This window comes from Citrobacter sp. Cpo147, from assembly GCF_030332405.1.
GTDB lineage: Bacteria > Pseudomonadota > Gammaproteobacteria > Enterobacterales > Enterobacteriaceae > Citrobacter > Citrobacter portucalensis.
The window spans coordinates 1,300,027-1,318,159 of the sequence record NZ_JAOWHX010000030.1; the positions used below are offsets into that span (position 1 = coordinate 1,300,027).

An 18,133-nucleotide genomic window follows, 5' to 3' on the forward strand; every position below is an offset into this window, starting at 1 on the left:
TTCAAAAAGTGGACTGCTATGTCATCTCGCCGTTATGGAAGTCAGTCTTTGCAACGCCTGCTCGGACACTGGCTGGAAAGCCCCTCGCGAACGCCCATCTGGCGACAGCTGGCAGAAGCGTTACGTCTGCTTATTCTCGATGGTCGACTGGCGCTGGATAGCCGTTTACCAGGTGAACGCGAGCTCGCCGTCGTTCTGCAAGTAAGTCGAACTACCGTCGCCAGCGCTATGGCGCAACTGCGTGAAGAGGGATATCTGGAAAGCCGTCATGGTAGCGGCTCACGGGTGATCCTGCCGGAACATATTCGCCATGTGCCAACCCGGACCAGTACCGGCACAGCACTTGATTTGTCCACGGCGGCGCTAAGTGCCGGACCCGAAATTCATCAGGCTTACCAACAGGCGCTGTTCGCCATGCCACAGCATCTGTTGAGTTCCGGGTATCTGCCACAGGGACTGTCGGTATTGCGTGAATCCATCGCTCAGCATTATTGCGATCGCGGGCTCCCGACGCAGCCCGATGAAATCATGGTCGTGAATGGTGCTGTCAGCGGCATGGCGCTGATCCTACGTTTGCTCACCGGCCCCGGCGATCGCGTAGTGGTAGATCACCCTACTTATCCGCTGGCGATTGCCGCGATTCAAGGCGCATCCTGTCGCCCCGTCGGCGTGTCGCTACCCGAGCACGGTTGGGATACCGCGGGTCTGGTCGCCACCCTCGCGCAAACCGCACCGAGAATGGCCTACCTGATGCCGGACTTTCACAACCCGACCGGGCGTTGCATGGACGCTGCAACTCGCCAGGTCGTGGCGGATATTGCCGAACGAACCCGCACTACCCTGGTGGTCGATGAGACGATGGTGAACCTGTGGTATGACGCCCCGCCGCCGCCGCCACTTGCCGCATTCAATCGCGACGCGCCGATCATTCTATTGGGTTCGGCCGGGAAAAGCTTTTGGGGGGGATTACGTCTGGGCTGGATCCGGGCGTCGGCACGAACCATTGCGGCGCTGGTACAAACCCGCGACACCTTCGATTTAGGCTCCCCGGTGCTTGAACAACTCGCCACCAGTTGGCTGCTGGATAACGCCCCTAACTTTCTTCCTGACAGAAGACGCCTGCTCACATCGCGGCGAGATCTGTGCTCGGACCTGATGAACTCACATTTCCCGGAATGGCAGTTTACCCAGCCACAGGGAGGACTCTCTTTCTGGGTTGAACTGCCCGATACGCTGGCGACGCTCTTTGCCACTCGCGCCGAAAGTGCAGGCATTCAGCTGGGTACCGGTACGCGGTTTGGCCTTGATGGCGCATTCGATCGCTTTTTGCGTATGCCCTTCACGTTACCGGATGACACAGCGCGTGCTGCTTTCAGAGTGTTGCAACCCATTTGGGATAACCTGCGATTGCAGGCCAGCAGCGGAAAAATGCGTAAAATAATCTAAGCGACGAGTCAAAAGACCCGCCATTGAATACCGTGATGGACAAGGAAGTCCCAGCAATATTACTGTTGAGGAGGAACCGGGAATCCCTTCAGGGAAATTACGAAATTCTCACCGTCTTTCTTAATTTTTGCCCCGGCATCACACCAGTCGGAGGCAATACGGAAGAACTCATCGCTGCCGACATTCCAGCTCAGACGAACATGTTTCACATAACCGGAACGCAGCATTTCACAAGCTTCGCCGTAATTACAGGCGGTTGAGAGCGGTTGTTGTTTCATTTTTTCTTCTTCAGTAGTCTGCGCAACGCTTTGATTTCTTTAGGAGTCAGTGCTTCAACTACGGACTCTTCCGTATGCTGGCTATCGATATCCTCAGCGGAGATTCCTGCCTCTTCAACGGCGGTAAACGCAATCAGCAGCAGTTTTTCCGTCGCAACACTTAAATTTTCGTTATGCACTTCAGCGTAATGGCGAAGCTTTTCTTTTAGCGCCTCATCAATTTTAACATTCAATACAGCGGTCGACATCGTAGAAAATCCTTGTGGTCAGCCAAAACACACCGAATGTAAGACCCTGTCGTTACAGCGCGATGGCGGCGGCAAAAGCATCAAATAACATCCCCGAAACACATTGACAGCATTTGATGACAATAAAATGACAATACGATGACAAAGAAAAGAAGATAAGCAGAAGGGAAATTGCCGGACGGCAGAATTGGGTGGGGGCCCTGCCAGCTACATCCCGGCACACACGTCATCTGCCTTGGCTGCTTCCTTCCGGACCTGACCTGGTAAACAGAGTAGTGTTGCGGGAGAACCAACAGAGCCCCCATTGAGAGCGTTGTTAACCAACGCGCAGGCGCATTATCACTGCTGCACCCTGTAATTGCAACCCATCCAGCATCGGATGCTGTTTTCTTGTGCAATGCAGCTTCACTCCTTCGCCATTCAGCATTATGCTGGAGGATTAGCGCAGGAATAAATGATGGATATACAAGACTCTTTCCCCCAACGCGTCTGGCAAATCGTCGCGTCAATCCCCGAAGGTTTCGTCACCACGTATGGCGATGTTGCCAGGCTTGCCGGTTCGCCGCGTGCTGCGCGCCAGGTAGGCGGCGTGCTTAAGCGTCTCCCCGAAGGCAGCACTCTGCCCTGGCATCGGGTGGTCAATCGCCATGGTACCATTTCGCTGACCGGCCCCGACCTGCAACGGCAGCGTCAGGCGTTACTGGCAGAGGGAATTGTGGTTTCTGGAAGCGGACAGATCGATTTACAGCGTTATCGCTGGGTGTACTAACCCTCTCCAGGCGGAGAGGGTTACGACTACCTTAGTACTGCGTGGGGGCAGGAACGGCAGAAGACGGATTCACCTGGGTTGGTGACGTTGACGGCACCGTGGTGGCAGCCCCACCGCTCGCCTGAACCGGTACTGCCGTTTGCTGTACAGGGACCAGCGTCAGGTCAGCTTTTGTACCACCCTGATTAATGACCGTCTGAACGGTATCAGTAATAAAGACCAGTTTGTCATTAACCGTAATTGCCGCACTCAGCAGAATACGAGCGTTAGGCTGAATATCTGCTGGATTAAACGGTAATACGAAGCTGAATGGCGCCTGCTTGCCTTCAGTACGGACCGCTTTTTGCGACAGCACTTTTGACGGTGCATCGGCCAGCGACGCATCTGACAGCGTGACGGTCAGCACCGCATCGGGTGGCAAGGCCACTTTCTGGCGGATCCATACCGTACCAGAAACATTTGGCTGTTGAATTTTAGACTGTGTGTCAGCAATTGACGTATTAGGGCTTGGCGCAGGTGTCTGAATATCTGCACTTTTATCAGCACAGGCCGCCAGAGCGACCGCAACCGCTAAACCACTTACCATGTGCACGAGTTTCATTAAATTCTCCTTATCATCTATGCACCAGCGAGAACTTTCCTCGCCAGAAGAGTGGTTAACAAAAACATAACGTGACTAAGTGTGGCACAAGACAGCTGTTTTTGCCTGTAATAGGCCTTTAATTCAGACAATTGCACCCATCGGACCACTTTCAAAATTGCGTTATACTCTGCCTACCTCGCTGCGAGAACGATATAACCTGGAGAGCACGTATGAGTCTGGCGCTGAAAAATTTGCTGACATTGTTAAATCTGGAAAAAATTGAAGAAGGACTCTTTCGGGGCCAAAGTGAAGACTTAGGGTTGCGTCAGGTTTTTGGGGGACAGGTTGTCGGTCAGGCGCTGTATGCCGCCAAAGAAACCGTACCGGAAGAGCGTCTGGTCCACTCTTTTCACAGCTATTTTTTACGCCCCGGCGATAGCCAAAAGCCCATCATCTATGATGTTGAAGTCTTGCGTGATGGTAACAGCTTCAGCGCGCGCCGCGTTGCCGCAATTCAGAATGGTAAACCCATTTTTTACATGACCGCCTCTTTCCAGGCACCGGAAGACGGATTTGAACATCAGAAAACCATGCCGGATGCGCCGGGTCCCGATGAGCTGAAATCAGAAACGGAAATTGCCCGTTCAGTGGCGCATTTACTGCCGCCGCTGTTGAAAGAAAAATTTATCAACGATCGTCCGTTGGAAGTGCGCCCGGTTGAATTTCATAACCCCTTAAAAGGTCACGTCGCACCTCCGGCGCGCCAGGTATGGATCCGCGCAAACGGCGAGCTGCAGGACGATCTACGCGTCCATCAATATCTGCTGGGTTATGCCTCAGACCTGAACTTCCTGCCTGTTGCGCTGCAGCCGTACGGGATTGGTTTTCTGGAGAAAGGGATTCAGATCGCCACCATTGACCATTCAATGTGGTTCCACCGTCCGTTCAATATTAATGAGTGGCTGTTGTATAACGTCGAGAGCACTTCGGCCTCCGGTGCCCGGGGTTTTGTACGCGGGGAGTTTTATACCCAGGACGGCGTACTGGTCGCCTCTACCGTGCAGGAAGGGGTAATGCGTAATCGCAATTGAGAATTACCGGATGGTGGCGCAAAAGCGTTGCCATCCGGCAGATTGAAACATCAAGCGTTGTAGGCGTTTTCGCCGTGACTGTTCACATCCAGACCTTCGCGTTCCTGCTCTTCCGGTACGCGCAGACCCACCGTCATATCTGCCAGCTTATAGCCAATGAAGGCCACCACGCCGGACCAGACGATGGTGATCGCCACGCTTTCCAGTTGCACCAGCAGCTGATGCCCCATGGTCACGCCCTCGGCAAAGCCCACGCCGCCCAAAGAGCTGGCAGCGAAAACGCCGGTCAGGATGCAGCCAACAATACCGCACACGCCATGCACGCCAAACACATCACACGGATCGTCCACGCGCAGAAAACGCTTCAGCATGGTCACACCCCACAGGCCAGCCAGCCCTGCAACGACACCGATAATCAGCGCTCCTCCGACACCAATGTAGCCACATGCAGGTGTTACGCCCACCAGACCTGCAATAGCACCAGAACAAGCGCCCAGCAGAGACGGTTTGCCACGCAGCGTCCATTCACCGAAGATCCATCCGAGGATGGCGGCAGCGGTGGCGACCACGGTATTAACGAAGGCCAGTGCGGCAATTTCATTCGCCGTTCCCGCTGAACCGGCATTAAAGCCAAACCAACCAATGTAGAGAATAGCGGTACCGGTGAAGACCATCGGCAGGTTATGCGGTTTAAAGGCTTCTTTGCCAAAACCGACGCGTTTGCCAATCAGATACGCACCAACCAGACCAGCAATCGCTGCGTTGATGTGCACGACCGTCCCGCCGGCAAAATCCAGTGCGCCGTGAGAAGCCAGTAAGCCGCCGCCCCAGACCATATGGGCAATGGGGATGTACGACAACGTTAACCACACCACCACAAAAATCAGCACTGCAGAGAAACGAATACGCTCAGCAAGAGCCCCGACAATCAGCCCAACGGTGATGCAGGCAAAAGATCCCTGAAAAGCAACGTGAATGTATTGGTAGAAGCTCCCCGTGACCGCCGTCAGCTCGATGTTCTTCAGCAATACCCAGTTGAAGTTGCCGAAGAAATTATTCCCTTCGCCAAAGGCCAGTGAGTAGCCATAAACCACCCATAGAATACAAACCAGAGCGAATGTCACCGTCACCTGAGTCAGCATCGACAGCACGTTCTTACCGCGAATCAAACCGCCGTAGAACAACGCAATGCCAGGGATAGTCATAAACAGCACCAGCGCGGTACAGATCATCATAAAAGCGTTATCTGCTTTATCCGCAACCGCCGGTGCCGCCATCGCCAGTCCCGGCAGTAGCGCCAGTGAAGCAATACCTGTTTTCATCGTTGCTATCTTCATTTTTTGGTTTCCTATCACTGTGTGCCAGAAGTTACAGTGCGGCTTCGTCGGCTTCGCCGGTACGAATACGAATCACACGTTGCAGCTCGGCGACGAAGATTTTGCCGTCGCCAATTTTTCCGGTGTATGCCGCCTTACTGATGACATCAATCACGCCATCCAGTTGGTCGTCGGCAATCGCCACATCAATCTTCACCTTTGGCAGAAAATTGACGCTATATTCAGCCCCACGGTACAGCTCAGCATGACCTTTCTGTCGGCCAAACCCCTTCACTTCGGTGACGGTCAGCCCCTGAATACCAATAGACGACAGTGCTTCACGGACGTCTTCCAGTTTGAACGGTTTGATTACCACGGTAACCAGCTTCATAGATCCCCTCCAGTCAGAATTCAGTAGTGGCTGCAGATACACGAGAGGAATATTGCAAGGGGTGTGCCAGGAATGAAAAACGCGGAATGATTCAGGTTCGCCGGGTGCTGCCGGGAGAGAAACAGAAAAAACGCACTATAACGGTGCATAGTGCGTTACATTTTTGCACCAGATTGTTGATTGCCGGATGGCGGCGTAAACGCCTTACCCGGCCTACGATACCGCGTGGCCGGATAAGCACTGCGCCGTCAGGCGATAACAGAATCCTCTTGCGTGCTGGCGGCTAACTCTTCGCCCGCCAGCTGCAGCTGATACATCTGCCAGTAACGACCTTGCGCCGCCAGTAATTGCTGATGCGTACCACGCTCAACCGCCTGACCGCGATGCAGCACCAGAATGGTATCCGCATCGACAATCGTCGATAACCGATGCGCAATCACCACCAGCGTAGTGTGTTCACGGACCGCCGCCAGCGCGTGCTGAATGGCCTGTTCAGTACCGGAATCAATACTGGCTGTGGCTTCATCGAGGATCAGCACCTGCGGCGTTTCAACCAATACCCGCGCCAGCGCCAGCAGCTGTTTCTGCCCAACGGAGAGATTATTGCCCTGCTCGCCCAGCCGGGTATGAATCCCCTCGCTCAAACCCCGAGCCAGTTCTGCCAGTTGCACAGTCTCCAGCGCCTGCCAGACCCGCTCTTCTGAGATATCGCGACCCAGCGTGACGTTTGCCAGGAAGGTATCCGCCATCACCACCGGATCCTGCTGCACCATCGCGATGCCCTGACGTAACGCACCGTGGCTCAGAGAAGACAACGGACGTCCGTCAAGGCGGATTTCCCCCTGCGTCAGCGGGTAATATCCCATCAGCAGGCTGGCCAGCGTGCTTTTGCCGCTGCCTGTGTGTCCGACCAAAGCCACAAAGCTGCGCGAAGGCACGGACAGACTGATGTTTTGCAGCACCAGATTGTCGTCGCGATAGGCAAATGAAACGTTATCCACCTCAATGTCTCCGCTTTTGAGCGGGCGATCGTCTTCACCATAGCGCTGACGAGGCCCGTCCATCAGTTCGAACACTCGCTCACCAGCGACAACCGCCTGCTGCAGCATTGATTGCTGGGTGGTCAGCTCGATCAGCGGTTCGTTCAAACGGCCGAGGTAGCTGATGAACGCGTACAGCACGCCAACCTCAATGGAGGTGCCAGAGGTAAAACTGAACAGCATCAGCAAGCCGCAGAGGATCAGCGCCGAGAAAAGGCTCAGCAGCGGACGCAGCAAAAAACCATCCAGTCGCAGGGTTTGCATGCGCGCCATATAGTGCGAGCGGCTGGCCTCGCCCATTCTCTCGCCAAACCTTGCCTGCTGGCGGAACTGCTGGATAACGCTCATGCCGTTGATGACTTCGTTAAAGCCATCGTTAATATCCGCCAGATAAGCGCGCACCCGACGCACAATCGGGGTGCTGTAGCGTTGGTAAATAACCATCACCACCAGCACGGCCGGGAAAATGGCCATCGCCACCAGCGCCATACGCCACTCGAGGCTGAACATCGCGACCAGCATGGCGCCAATTAAGGCCGCGCTGCGCAGAACCGTTGCGACCACCGTCACGTACAGGTCACGAATCACTTCGGTGTCATTGGTCACGCGGGAGATAAGCTGCCCGACGGGCTGAGTATCAAAGGCGCTGAGCGGCTGGCGCAGCGCAGCGTCCATTACGTCGGTACGTAACTGTTGTACTACGCCAACCGCCGCCTGGTTAAACAGTAACGACTGCGCGTAATGCAGCCCTGCCGCCAGCAGTTGCAGACCGACATAGGCGGCAACCAGCCCGGCAACCATCGCCAGCGGCAGATTGTTCTTCGCCACCATGTTATCGATAAAATAGCTAATCAGCAGTGGGCCGCTGACTTCCGCCGCAGCCGCCACCCACAACATGACGACCGCAATCGCCAGCTGTTTTCGCCATGGTGAACCGTATGCCAGTAACCTTTTCAGAGTTGGCCATAATTGCCCAAAACTACGCATTAGCCACCTCCTCGTTTATCTCTGGCGCATCAGACAGTGCCGCTTCCAGTTGCTGATAGCGGTACATATCACGATACCAGCCAGGCTGCTGCACTAAAGAATCATGCTCACCGCGCTGGGCAATATGCCCATGCTGCATCACGATAATCTCGCTGGCTTCCGTCAGGGCCGATAAACGGTGAGCGCTAATAATTACGGTTCGGCCTTCGCCCCACTGGCGCAGGTTATGCAGGATCTGATGTTCGGTACGACCATCTACCGCCGACAACGCATCATCCAGAATCAGGATTTCAGCGTTCAGCAGTAACGCTCGAGCGATAGAAATACGCTGTTTTTGCCCGCCAGACAGCATCACCCCGCGTTCGCCCACTTCGGTGTCGTAGCCCTGCGGAAGACGTAAAATATCCTCATGAACGCTGGCAAGGCGCGCCACATGCTCGATCTCTTCCTGCGTGGCCTGCGGACGTCCTAAGGCGATGTTATTACCGACGGTATCGGAAAACAGGAATGGCGTCTGGCTGACAACCGCCAGTCGGCTGCGCCAGCTATCCAGCTGTAAGCGCGTTAATGGGATATCATGAAAGCGCACATCGCCCTGGGTGATATCAAAATGACGCTGGATCAGCGACAGCACCGTACTTTTTCCCGAGCCGGTCGGACCACAGATGCCCAGCATCTGTCCAGGTTTGAGCTGGAAATTCACATTTTCCAGCGCCGGGTGGGTGGTTTGCGGGTAACAAAATTCGCGAATCGCCACCGCCAGCTCGCCGCGTCCTTCCGGCACCGGTTCAGTACCGTCATCCACTACCGGCGCTTCTGCCAGCATGGCGCGAATTCGGCTATACGCGGCGCTGCCGCGTTCGACGATGTTAAACATCCAGGCCAGCGCCAGCATCGGCCAAATCATCAGACCGAGATACATCATAAAGCTGGTGAGCTGCCCGAGCGTCAGCGAGCCGTGTACCACCATCCAGCTTCCCCCGGCAATCGCCAGCAGGTTAGCCATACCAATGGCGATATAAATCGTGGGATCAAAGCGGGCGTCAATGCGCGCCACGCGCAGGTTTTTCTTACCGGTATCTTCAGCATCAGCGGCAAATAATGCCGACTGTCGATCCTCCAGACCAAAGGCCTTGATCATACGAATACTGGTCAGGCTTTCCTGAGTACGATCGTTGAGACTGGAAAACGCCGCCTGCGCCAGCTTAAAACGGTTATGGAGTCGATCGCCGTAACGTTTGATCATCAACGCCATCACCGGCATCGGCAGCAGCGCAATCAACGTCAGTTGCCAGCTTATCTGCGTTGACATCACGATCAGCACCGCACACCCCATGACCAGCGAATCCACCAGCGTCAGCACCCCTTCTCCGGCGGCAAATACGACGCGATCGACATCGTTGGTTGCCCGCGCCATCAGATCGCCCGTACGGTGCCGCAGATAAAATTCTGGATGCTGGCGACTCAACTGACGGTAATAATCTTCCCGCAGCTCAACCGCCAGTTGGTAGGATGCGCCAAACAGCAGCACGCGCCAGACATAGCGCAGCAAATAAACCACCACGGCAATCAGGGCAATTGTCCCCACCCACATCAGCAGCCGCTCGGTGGTGAAACGTTGAGTCGTCACGCCATCCACAATGATCCCGACCACTTTCGGCGGAATAAGCTGAAGGATAGCGATGATGATAAGCAAGGCCACTGCCCCGAGGTAGCGACGCCACTCCCGGCGGAAGTACCAGCTTAATTGAGCAAATAATCGCACGCGTTATGTCCTGACAAGATTTCCGGCAATAAGCGCCGGGAGAATTATTCAATAGGTAGAGCAGTTGTGTATTTAATCTGTTCCATGGCAAAGCTGGAGGTGACGTCAGACAGGCCCGGTACGCTATTCACCAGGCGCTTATAGAATTCATCATAGCTTTTCATATCAGCAACCTGCACTCGCATCAGGTAGTCATACTCCCCTGCCATACGCCAGAACCCCAGAACCTCGGGCATTCCGGTCACTTCAGTGACAAAGCGGCAATACCATTCGCTGCTGTGATGCTGAGTTTTGATCAGCACAAACGCGGTGAGTCCCAGCCCCAGTTTTTCTGGATCCAACAGGGCGACTCTGCCCAGCAGGATACCGTCATCCTCAAGTCGTTTGAGACGTTTCCAGCAGGGGGTGGTAGTCAGATTAACGGCATCTGCTAATGCCTGCAAAGAAAGGGTGCAGTCCTGTTGCAGCAAGCCGAGTAGCTTGCGGTCAATTTTGTCTAACATATCCACTCCACAGAGAAGAATTTTCTCCTTACATTCTATTTTAAAGGCTAAATGGCAACAATTTTTTCCGTGCTTTTCGCTATTCTGGGCACAAAATGACAAATGGATATCTATTAATGATGAATAGCTCCTGGGTTAAAAACGCCATCAATGAAATCAACGCGGATTATCAGCGTTCTGCGGATACGCATCTCATTCGCCTGTCGCTACCGGCGTTCCCGGGCATTCAGCTCTATTTAAAAGATGAGAGCACGCATCCGACCGGGAGTCTGAAGCATCGTCTGGCGCGCTCACTGTTTCTGTACGGATTGTGCAATGGCTGGATCAAAGAAGGCACCACCATCATTGAATCATCGTCCGGTTCAACGGCGGTCTCTGAGGCTTATTTCGCTCGACTGTTAGGGTTGCCATTTATTGCCGTCATGCCTTCCTGTACGGCAAAACGTAAGGTTGAACAGATTGAATTTTACGGCGGTCGCTGTCATTTCGTGGAAAGCGCCTGCGAAATCTATGCGGCCTCTGAGCAACTAGCGCGTGAGCTGAACGGTCATTACATGGACCAGTTCACTTACGCTGAGCGCGCCACCGACTGGCGCGGCAATAATAATATCGCCGACAGCATCTTTCGTCAGATGCAGTGCGAGCCCAACCCCGTTCCCCGCCATATTGTGATGAGCGCCGGAACCGGTGGCACCTCAGCAACCATTGGCCGCTATATCCGCTGTCAGGGCTACGACACTCAACTGATGGTAGTGGACCCGGAAAACTCGGTCTTTCTGCCCTTCTGGCAGGATCGCGATGCCACGTTACGCAGTCCGGTAGGAAGTAAAATTGAAGGCATTGGCCGCCCGCGTGTCGAACCGTCTTTCATTCCTGACGTGGTCGATGAAATGCTGCGCGTGCCGGATGCCGCAAGCGTGGCCACCGCACACTGGCTGGAAACGCAGTTGGGCCGTAAAGTCGGCGCCTCTACGGGTACCAATATGTGGGGAACGCTGCAACTTGCCGCCCGTATGCGCGATGCCGGAGAAAGCGGCTCACTGGTGACGCTGTTGTGTGACAGCGGCGAACGCTATCTGGAAACCTACTACAACCCACAGTGGGTCGACGCGCACATCGGTGATTTAACGCCGTGGAAAGCGGAGCTCGCCCGACTACTGAACACCCATTAATGGGATAAAAAAAAGCCAGACGCGAAGTCTGGCTTGCTGGAAGGGATCTCTCATTCGGGGGAATAAGGTAGATGTGGATTGTCCAGCCAATGCGTCAAAAAGTGTGACACTGCCTGATTACGGCAATGCCCAATCACCGATAAATGAGGCAGTTCAGCAATCAGTTGCGGCATCGCGTTACCCATAATCAGGCCGCGCCCAACGCTGCCTAACATTTCGCGATCGTTCATAGCGTCGCCAAACGCCATACACTCGGCCATTGAATAACCTAAATGGTCGCTCAACACCGCCAATGCCGATCCTTTATTACAGCCCAGCGGCAGCACCTCAAGGCAATCAAACGCGGAAAAACAGAGATTCGCCTGTTCACCCAGCGCTTCATTCAGTTGAATGCGCAATTGGATCAGAGAGTCATGATCGCCGCAGAAACAGACTTTCGTGACCTGATGCGCCGGAATACGTTTCACATCGACGATCTGGTAGCTAAATCCGCTATACACATGCGCCTGCAGCAGCGAGGGGATCTCTTGTCCGGTGAACCAACCATTGTCATTAAAGACATGCATGCTGGCCGTAGTATCCCACTTCTGATGTAACACAATATCCGCGACATTCGGATCCAGATCCTGACGGTGTAACACATTTCCCTCAAGAGAATGAATGCGCGTGCCATTCCCCGTAATCAAAAAGGCATCCAGTGAGATAGAGCCTAAAATATGGCGCATCTCAAGCACATGGCGGCCGGTAGCAAATGTCAGAGTAATATCGCGTTCACGCAGGCGCGACAGCGTTGAAAGCGTTTCGTCACCTAAATGGTGATTCGGCATCAAAAGGGTGCCATCCATATCAAATGCAGCCAGACGAGCCATTTCTTTCTCCACACTGTGACGCGGTTAACTTGTGATCCAGTATCACCTGAGATATACGGAAGTAATAGTGAATAGATAAAATGAATTGTTCCGGGTTTCTCTACGCATAAACCGTTAACGGACATCCTGAAGGAAAAAGTATCAATGCGTCTGCTTAATCGCCTGAACCAGTACCAACGCCTGTGGCTGCCCTCGAACGGCGAACCGCAGTCGGTGACCGTCGGGGAACTGGCCGAACGCTGTTTTTGTAGCGAACGCCATGTGCGTACCCTGCTAAAGCAAGCGCAGGATGCGGGCTGGCTGGAGTGGCATGCCCAGTCGGGGCGCGGGAAACGCGGGCAACTGCGGTTTTTAGTGACGCCAGATTCACTGCGCAACACCATGATGGAACAGGCGCTGCAAAAGGGAGAGCAGCTTAGCGTACTGGAACTGGCTCAGTTGGCTCCGGGCGAATTAAGAACACTGCTACAACCGTTTATGGGCGGTCAGTGGCAAAACGACACGCCAACCCTACGTATCCCCTATTACCGCCCGCTCGACCCCTTGCACCCCGGTTTTCTCCCTGGTCGCGCGGAGCAACACCTCGCCGGACAAGTTTTCTCTGGCCTGACCCGGTTTGACAGCACTACGCAACGTCCTTGTGGAGACTTAGCCCACCACTGGAATATTTCCGCTGACGGCCTGCACTGGGATTTCTATATTCGTTCCACCCTGCATTGGCATAACGGTGATACGGTAAGCAGCTCACAGCTACATCAGCAGTTGCTGAAGCTGTTAGAACTCCCCGCGCTGAATAAGCTGTTTATCAGCGTAAAGCGCATTGAGGTGACGCATCCCCAGTGTCTGACCTTTATTCTGCATCGTCCCGACTTCTGGCTGGCGCACCGTCTGGCAAGCTACAGCAGTCACCTGGCGCATCCTGAGCACCCGTTTGTGGGTACCGGCCCGTTCCGGTTGACGCTGTTTACTCCTGAGCTGGTGCGTATCGAGAGCCATGATCACTACCATCTGAGTCATCCGCTGCTAAAAGCCATTGAATACTGGATAACCCCACAGCTCTTCTCCCAGGATCTGGGCACCAGCTGTCGCCATCCGGTGCAAATTGCGATTGGTAAACCCGAAGAGTTGCCTATGCTAAGCCAGGTAAGCAGCGGGATCAGTCTTGGTTTTTGCTATCTCACGCTCAGAAAAAGCGCGCACCTGAATACGCAGCAGGCCCGTAGACTGATCAATATCATCCACCGTTCTTCCCTGCTACAAACGCTTGAAGTGGATGAAAATCTGATCACGCCAAGCAATGCACTGCTCCCCGGATGGACTATCCCACAATGGGATGAACTCGATGAGGTGGCATTACCGGAAAAGCTGACGCTGGCTTATCACCTGCCGGTAGAACTTCACGCTATGGCTGAACAGCTTCGCCAGGCGCTGGCGCTGCTCGGCTGTGAATTAACGCTTATTTTTCATAATGCTAAAAACTGGGATGGCGATCATCCCTTAGCCCAGGCCGACCTGATGATGGGCGACAGGCTGATTGGTGAGGCACCTGAATATACTCTCGAACAGTGGTTGCGCTGCGATCAGCTCTGGTCACATGTATTGAATGCGCCAGCATACACACATTTGCAAACGACCCTGGATGCCCTTCAAATCCAGGCCGATGAGGACGATCGCCACGCTGCTTTACAACAAGTTTTCGCCACGCTAATGCATGACGCTACCCTGACCCCACTGTTCAATTATCACTATCGCATCAGCGCGCCACCGGGCGTGAACGGCGTACGCCTGAATCCTCGTGGCTGGTTCGAGTTTACCGAAGCCTGGCTGCCACCTCCTTCAGCGTGAAGAAGCTGGTCGACGGCACGTCCAGGCGCTACCATAAGGGCTTCGTTATTTTGTCAGGAAAAGCCATGAAACGTGCCGTTGTTGTATTCAGTGGAGGTCAGGACTCCACGACTTGTCTGGCGCAAGCGCTGCATCAGTATGATGAAGTGCACTGCGTGACCTTTGATTATGGTCAGCGCCATCGCGCTGAGATTGATGTCGCACGTGACCTGGCCTTAAAACTTGGCGCGCGGGCGCACAAAGTACTTGATGTCACATTGCTCAGTGAACTGGCTGTCAGCAGCCTGACCCGCGATAACATTCCGGTACCCGATTACGAACCGGATGCGAACGGCATTCCCAATACCTTTGTGCCAGGACGCAATATTCTGTTCTTAACGCTGGCAGCAATTTACGCGTACCAGGTGCAGGCAGAGGCGGTCATTACCGGCGTTTGTGAGACCGATTTCTCCGGCTATCCGGACTGTCGCGATGAGTTCGTTAAAGCCCTGAACCATGCTGTAAGCCTGGGGATGGCGAAAGATATTCGCTTTGAAACCCCACTGATGTGGATCGATAAAGCCGAAACCTGGGCACTGGCCGATTATTGGGGCAAGCTGGACCTGGTACGCGAAGAAACGCTGACCTGCTATAACGGCATCAAAGGTGACGGTTGCGGTCACTGTGCGGCGTGTAATCTGCGTGCCAACGGCCTGAACCATTATCTGGCGGATAAACCGGCAGTGATGGCGGCAATGAAGCAGAAAACCGGGTTAAAGTGATTGTATTGCCGGATTGCGCTTTGCTTATCCGGCCTACAGGCAGTCGCAGCAACTCATGTAGGCCGGATAAGACGCTTGAGCGTCACCTTCCGGCAGTCGCAGCCACTACTGCACCATCTGCTCCAGTTTTTCGCGCAACTCCCCTTCCAGCGGCAACGCTTTTTGCGTTTTCAAATCAATACAGACGAACGTAATCAGCGCGTCTGCCACCACCTGCCCTTCCGGCTCCAGGGTAATGGTCTGGTTTAACACGCCACTTTTGCCATTTAACTGTTGAACCTGACTGGTGATGGTCAGCAGATCGCTCAGCACCGCAGGTCGCCGGTAGTTGATATTAATATTCACGACCACAAAAGCGATGTTGTGTGCGGTCATCCACTGAAAGCTGTCGCTGTTTTCCAGACCATCCCAGCGGGCCTCTTCCAGAAACTCCAGATAGCGGGCATTGTTAACGTGCTGATAGACATCAAGATGAAAACCACGGACTTTGATTTGTGTTTGCATAGCGCAGGAGCCTTACGTTGTTTTTATAGGAACAGACTTTTGAGTAAAGAGGTCATAACTGGTATGACCTCTACAGTCTGGCAAACTTTCAGCGCTCTGCAAGTTATTAAAGTGTTAAAACTGCCAGGTTACGCTCAACCAGTGAACTGCCCATGCCCGGCACCTGTTTTAAATCATCCACCGTTTTAAACGGCCCGTACTCCTCACGATAGCTCACAATCGCCTGCGCTTTCTTTAGACCCACGCCATTCATAACTCGCGCTAAATCCTCCGCAGAAGCGCTGTTGATGCTTACCCTGGTGCCCTCATCGTCGCTTGCTTTAGCGGGCAGTGTGGCTTTGCTTTGTGCCGCCCCTGGGTTTTCCGCTTTGGTTTGAGTCGCCTGGCTTTTGGCGACAGGCTCAGCCGCCAATGCGGTTTGGGCCATACCAGCGCAGGTCAATGAAAGAGTGATAAGCAGAGCTTTGATTCCATGTTTCATACTGTTTTCTCCTTGTTTGTTAACAGTGGAATCACGATAGCGAGGTGCAGAACGGCAGACAAACGGCAAATATCAGAAATGGAAAAGGCCGCGAAAGCGGCCTTTGGTAGATACAACTTTTTGCAATTTTTTGCGAACTGCCTCGGTTATTGCTGCTGTTCCAGCGCATCACCGATTTTAATTTTTGCGGCTTTACGCAGGTTGCTCATCAGCGCTTCGAAGACAATCTGCGCGTTGTTCTGAGTGATCCCCTGAACCATCGCTTTCTTCTGCGCTTCAGGCATAGAACCAGCTTTCACCTCGTCCAACGCCAACAGAACAACGTTACCCTGCATGTCGTTCGCGACGCCGTAGCTCGGTTTGTCTTTCGCCGGCAGGCTCAGACCAAAGGCAGCCTGGCTCAGCGGATCCTGACCCGTACGGCTCAGCGTTTTCGCCTCACCAAAGCTCAGACCCGCCGCTTTCATCGCTTCATCGCCTTTACCGGCTTTCAGATCCGCCAGCAGTTTATCGGCATCAAGCTTCGCCTGCTGCTCTGCTTTATTGTGCTTAACGAGCGCAGTTACCTGCTCTTTCACTTCAGCCAGTGGCTTCACGGCTTCGGCTTTGTGCTCTGCAATACGCAACACGAACGCACGATCGCCGTCCACGGTGATGATATCGGAGTTACTGCCAGGCGTACCGTTCTCACCAACCAGACCACCATTGAAAATGATGTCAGCGACTGGTTTGAAATTCAGTTCTTCCGGCAGGCTGTCACGGCTAAACCAGCCCGTTTCAACCGCTTTCATACCCGCAGCCTGCTCTGCACCCGCCAGAGATTCGTTATCGTTGCTGGCCGCGTCGCTGACTTTCTGCTGCAGCGCATAGTAGGCATCCAGCGCTTTTTCCTGCTTCACTTTTGCCGCAATCTCGTCACGGGCTTCGCTCAGCGGTTTAACTTGCGCAGGCTGTACGTCGTCAAGACGCGCAACGAGGAAACCAACGGAAGACTTAATTACGCCAGACAGTTGGCCTTTTTCTTTCAGACCAGCATTTTTCAGCTCATCCGGGGTAGTGGAATCTTCCAGCCATCCCATATCACCGCCTTTACGAGCAGAGATGATATCGGCAGATTTTTCTTTCGCCAGCGCATCGAAGTCACCGCCTTTGTTCAGCTCATCCAGTACCGCTTTGGCTTCATCTTCCGTTTTGGTCTGAATGATGCTGTAGCGGTTACGCTGCGGCTGAGTGAACTGATCCTGATGCTGGTCATAGTAAGACTGAATATCAGCATCGCTGGCCGTCTCCTGCATAGCAGCAGCGTCCAGCTTGATGTAGCTCACGCGGAACTGTTCCGGCGTCATAAAGTTGTTTTTATTCTGCTCGTAGTAGCTGGCAACTTCCTGCTCGGTAACAGACTGCTTCGCGGCCAGTGCGTTAACGTCAATCGTCGCCTCGCGCACGATACGCTGCTGTGCGACCAGCGCCGCCAGTTCATCCGTTTCGCCTTTCAGCATGAAGTCCGTACCGGCAACACCGTTAATCAGCTGCTGTGTCGTGAGCTGATTACGTAATGCCTGTGCGTACTGGTCTGCAGTCATTCCCATTTGATTGACAATCGCGTTGTAGCGGTTGTTATCAAACTTGCCGTCCACCTGGAACGCAGGCGTGGCGAAAATGGCCTGTTTAACCTGATCGTCGCTGATGTTGAGCTTAAGCTCGCGGGAATACTGATCCAGCAGCGCTTCGTCAACAAGACGATTCAGCACCTGCTGACGCAGCGTTTTCATATAACCTTCGTTCGCGGCCAGCTCGGAGTATTGATCGCCCAGCTGTTGCTGCATGCGGTTACGTTCGCTGTTGAACGCATTCTCGAACTGCCCGCGGCTGATCTCCTGGCCATTCACTTTGGCGGCGAAGTTATTGCCCCCGCCAATCAGGTAACCACTCACGCCGGTCAAAATGAACGACACGATAATGATACCGAAAATAATCTTGAGCACGAGACTGTTAGCAGCCGTGCGTAAGCTGTCCATCATGGTGTAACCACACTCCGCTGTAGATGACTATACGCGTTATCCTCTCTGCTGCCCCCGCGTTGA

18 protein-coding genes and 1 other RNA gene are annotated in these 18,133 nt (G+C 53.9%); 6 read left to right on the top strand and 13 right to left on the bottom strand.

Going from position 1 to position 18,133, the window contains the following annotated elements; genetic code table 11:
- The first annotated feature begins 18 nt into the window (after positions 1 to 18).
- Positions 19 to 1,446, top strand: coding sequence for a MocR-like transcription factor YczR (gene yczR / locus OGY06_RS08795; RefSeq protein WP_286605109.1), 1,428 nt, complete (start codon positions 19 to 21; stop codon positions 1,444 to 1,446).
- Positions 1,447 to 1,505: 59 nt separating this feature from the next.
- Here the strand turns inward: yczR and OGY06_RS08800 are convergent, their stop codons facing one another.
- From OGY06_RS08800 to ffs, 3 genes are all read right to left on the bottom strand, one after another.
- Positions 1,506 to 1,724, bottom strand: a complete 219-nt coding sequence (locus OGY06_RS08800) for a hypothetical protein (protein WP_003831030.1) — start codon at positions 1,722 to 1,724, stop codon at positions 1,506 to 1,508.
- Complete coding sequence (locus OGY06_RS08805) at positions 1,721 to 1,972, bottom strand: hypothetical protein (protein WP_286605112.1); 252 nt, start codon at positions 1,970 to 1,972, stop codon at positions 1,721 to 1,723. The genes OGY06_RS08800 and OGY06_RS08805 overlap by 4 nt, the downstream gene beginning before the upstream one ends.
- Positions 1,973 to 2,170: 198 nt before the next feature.
- Positions 2,171 to 2,267, bottom strand: an RNA gene (ffs, locus tag OGY06_RS08810) — signal recognition particle sRNA small type.
- 162 nt (positions 2,268 to 2,429) lie between these two features.
- Between ffs and OGY06_RS08815 the strand changes: the two genes are divergently transcribed.
- Positions 2,430 to 2,741, top strand: coding sequence for an MGMT family protein (locus tag OGY06_RS08815; protein ID WP_003831028.1), 312 nt, complete (start codon positions 2,430 to 2,432; stop codon positions 2,739 to 2,741).
- A 31-nt stretch (positions 2,742 to 2,772) separates the two neighbouring features.
- Here the strand turns inward: OGY06_RS08815 and OGY06_RS08820 are convergent, their stop codons facing one another.
- Positions 2,773 to 3,342, bottom strand: coding sequence for a YbaY family lipoprotein (locus tag OGY06_RS08820; protein WP_003021666.1), 570 nt, complete (start codon positions 3,340 to 3,342; stop codon positions 2,773 to 2,775).
- A 212-nt stretch (positions 3,343 to 3,554) separates the two neighbouring features.
- On the opposite strand from OGY06_RS08820, the gene tesB reads away from it, so the two are divergent.
- Positions 3,555 to 4,415 (top strand): acyl-CoA thioesterase II, encoded by an 861-nt coding sequence (gene tesB, locus OGY06_RS08825; RefSeq protein WP_003831027.1) that lies wholly within the window; start codon positions 3,555 to 3,557, stop codon positions 4,413 to 4,415.
- Positions 4,416 to 4,465: 50 nt separating this feature from the next.
- On the opposite strand, the gene amtB is transcribed toward tesB, so the two are convergent.
- From amtB to decR, 5 genes are all read right to left on the bottom strand, one after another.
- Positions 4,466 to 5,752, bottom strand: a complete 1,287-nt coding sequence (gene amtB / locus OGY06_RS08830; RefSeq protein WP_257661421.1) for an ammonium transporter AmtB — start codon at positions 5,750 to 5,752, stop codon at positions 4,466 to 4,468.
- 31 nt (positions 5,753 to 5,783) lie between these two features.
- The gene (glnK, locus tag OGY06_RS08835) at positions 5,784 to 6,122 is read right to left on the bottom strand and encodes a P-II family nitrogen regulator (RefSeq protein ID WP_003021657.1); all 339 of its coding nucleotides are present in this window, start codon (positions 6,120 to 6,122) and stop codon (positions 5,784 to 5,786) included.
- Between the two features lie 248 nt (positions 6,123 to 6,370).
- Positions 6,371 to 8,149, bottom strand: a complete 1,779-nt coding sequence (locus tag OGY06_RS08840; protein WP_008783952.1) for a SmdB family multidrug efflux ABC transporter permease/ATP-binding protein — start codon at positions 8,147 to 8,149, stop codon at positions 6,371 to 6,373.
- Positions 8,142 to 9,914, bottom strand: coding sequence for a SmdA family multidrug ABC transporter permease/ATP-binding protein (locus OGY06_RS08845; protein ID WP_126319017.1), 1,773 nt, complete (start codon positions 9,912 to 9,914; stop codon positions 8,142 to 8,144). Before OGY06_RS08845 ends, OGY06_RS08840 begins: the two co-directional genes overlap by 8 nt.
- 44 nt (positions 9,915 to 9,958) lie before the next feature.
- Positions 9,959 to 10,417, bottom strand: coding sequence for a DNA-binding transcriptional regulator DecR (decR, locus tag OGY06_RS08850; protein WP_003831023.1), 459 nt, complete (start codon positions 10,415 to 10,417; stop codon positions 9,959 to 9,961).
- A gap of 116 nt (positions 10,418 to 10,533) precedes the next feature.
- Here decR and OGY06_RS08855 point away from each other — a divergent pair, with 116 nt between their 5' ends.
- Complete coding sequence (locus tag OGY06_RS08855) at positions 10,534 to 11,589, top strand: PLP-dependent cysteine synthase family protein (RefSeq protein ID WP_122984023.1); 1,056 nt, start codon at positions 10,534 to 10,536, stop codon at positions 11,587 to 11,589.
- Between the two features lie 50 nt (positions 11,590 to 11,639).
- Here OGY06_RS08855 and cof read toward each other — a convergent pair whose 3' ends face one another.
- On the bottom strand, positions 11,640 to 12,458 hold the full coding sequence (gene cof / locus OGY06_RS08860; RefSeq protein WP_286605114.1) for an HMP-PP phosphatase: 819 nt from the start codon (positions 12,456 to 12,458) through the stop codon (positions 11,640 to 11,642).
- Positions 12,459 to 12,602: 144 nt separating this feature from the next.
- On the opposite strand from cof, the gene OGY06_RS08865 reads away from it, so the two are divergent.
- Together OGY06_RS08865 and queC are read left to right on the top strand one after the other, a co-directional pair.
- A complete protein-coding gene (locus tag OGY06_RS08865) occupies positions 12,603 to 14,303 on the top strand; it encodes an SgrR family transcriptional regulator (RefSeq protein ID WP_286605116.1) in 1,701 nt (566 codons plus the stop codon).
- A 65-nt stretch (positions 14,304 to 14,368) separates the two neighbouring features.
- Entirely contained in the window at positions 14,369 to 15,064 is a 696-nt protein-coding gene (queC, locus tag OGY06_RS08870; RefSeq protein ID WP_003021638.1) for a 7-cyano-7-deazaguanine synthase QueC, read from the top strand.
- 105 nt (positions 15,065 to 15,169) lie between these two features.
- Here the strand turns inward: queC and fadM are convergent, their stop codons facing one another.
- The 3 genes from fadM to ppiD form a co-directional block, all read right to left on the bottom strand.
- Positions 15,170 to 15,568 carry a long-chain acyl-CoA thioesterase FadM gene (gene fadM / locus OGY06_RS08875; RefSeq protein ID WP_003021636.1) on the bottom strand — a complete coding sequence of 133 codons (399 nt, stop codon included), beginning with the start codon at positions 15,566 to 15,568 and terminating at the stop codon, positions 15,170 to 15,172.
- Between the two features lie 106 nt (positions 15,569 to 15,674).
- Positions 15,675 to 16,049: a helix-hairpin-helix domain-containing protein gene (locus tag OGY06_RS08880; RefSeq protein WP_003831017.1), complete on the bottom strand. Its 375-nt coding sequence runs from the start codon at positions 16,047 to 16,049 to the stop codon at positions 15,675 to 15,677.
- Positions 16,050 to 16,195: 146 nt separating this feature from the next.
- The gene (ppiD, locus tag OGY06_RS08885; RefSeq protein ID WP_286605118.1) at positions 16,196 to 18,070 is read right to left on the bottom strand and encodes a peptidylprolyl isomerase; all 1,875 of its coding nucleotides are present in this window, start codon (positions 18,068 to 18,070) and stop codon (positions 16,196 to 16,198) included.
- Positions 18,071 to 18,133 lie beyond the last annotated feature (63 nt).

Coding starts and splice junctions, on each gene's coding strand:
- queC (WP_003021638.1), top strand. CDS start 14,369: ATGAAACGTGCCGTTGTTGTATTCAGTGGAGGTCAGGACTCCACGACT.
- OGY06_RS08865 (WP_286605116.1), top strand. CDS start 12,603: ATGCGTCTGCTTAATCGCCTGAACCAGTACCAACGCCTGTGGCTGCCC.
- OGY06_RS08820 (WP_003021666.1), bottom strand. CDS start 3,342: ATGAAACTCGTGCACATGGTAAGTGGTTTAGCGGTTGCGGTCGCTCTG.
- OGY06_RS08855 (WP_122984023.1), top strand. CDS start 10,534: ATGATGAATAGCTCCTGGGTTAAAAACGCCATCAATGAAATCAACGCG.
- OGY06_RS08800 (WP_003831030.1), bottom strand. CDS start 1,724: ATGAAACAACAACCGCTCTCAACCGCCTGTAATTACGGCGAAGCTTGT.
- fadM (WP_003021636.1), bottom strand. CDS start 15,568: ATGCAAACACAAATCAAAGTCCGTGGTTTTCATCTTGATGTCTATCAG.
- OGY06_RS08815 (WP_003831028.1), top strand. CDS start 2,430: ATGGATATACAAGACTCTTTCCCCCAACGCGTCTGGCAAATCGTCGCG.
- OGY06_RS08805 (WP_286605112.1), bottom strand. CDS start 1,972: ATGTCGACCGCTGTATTGAATGTTAAAATTGATGAGGCGCTAAAAGAA.
- cof (WP_286605114.1), bottom strand. CDS start 12,458: ATGGCTCGTCTGGCTGCATTTGATATGGATGGCACCCTTTTGATGCCG.
- OGY06_RS08840 (WP_008783952.1), bottom strand. CDS start 8,149: ATGCGTAGTTTTGGGCAATTATGGCCAACTCTGAAAAGGTTACTGGCA.
- tesB (WP_003831027.1), top strand. CDS start 3,555: ATGAGTCTGGCGCTGAAAAATTTGCTGACATTGTTAAATCTGGAAAAA.
- amtB (WP_257661421.1), bottom strand. CDS start 5,752: ATGAAGATAGCAACGATGAAAACAGGTATTGCTTCACTGGCGCTACTG.
- glnK (WP_003021657.1), bottom strand. CDS start 6,122: ATGAAGCTGGTTACCGTGGTAATCAAACCGTTCAAACTGGAAGACGTC.
- ppiD (WP_286605118.1), bottom strand. CDS start 18,070: ATGATGGACAGCTTACGCACGGCTGCTAACAGTCTCGTGCTCAAGATT.
- yczR (WP_286605109.1), top strand. CDS start 19: ATGTCATCTCGCCGTTATGGAAGTCAGTCTTTGCAACGCCTGCTCGGA.
- decR (WP_003831023.1), bottom strand. CDS start 10,417: ATGTTAGACAAAATTGACCGCAAGCTACTCGGCTTGCTGCAACAGGAC.
- OGY06_RS08880 (WP_003831017.1), bottom strand. CDS start 16,049: ATGAAACATGGAATCAAAGCTCTGCTTATCACTCTTTCATTGACCTGC.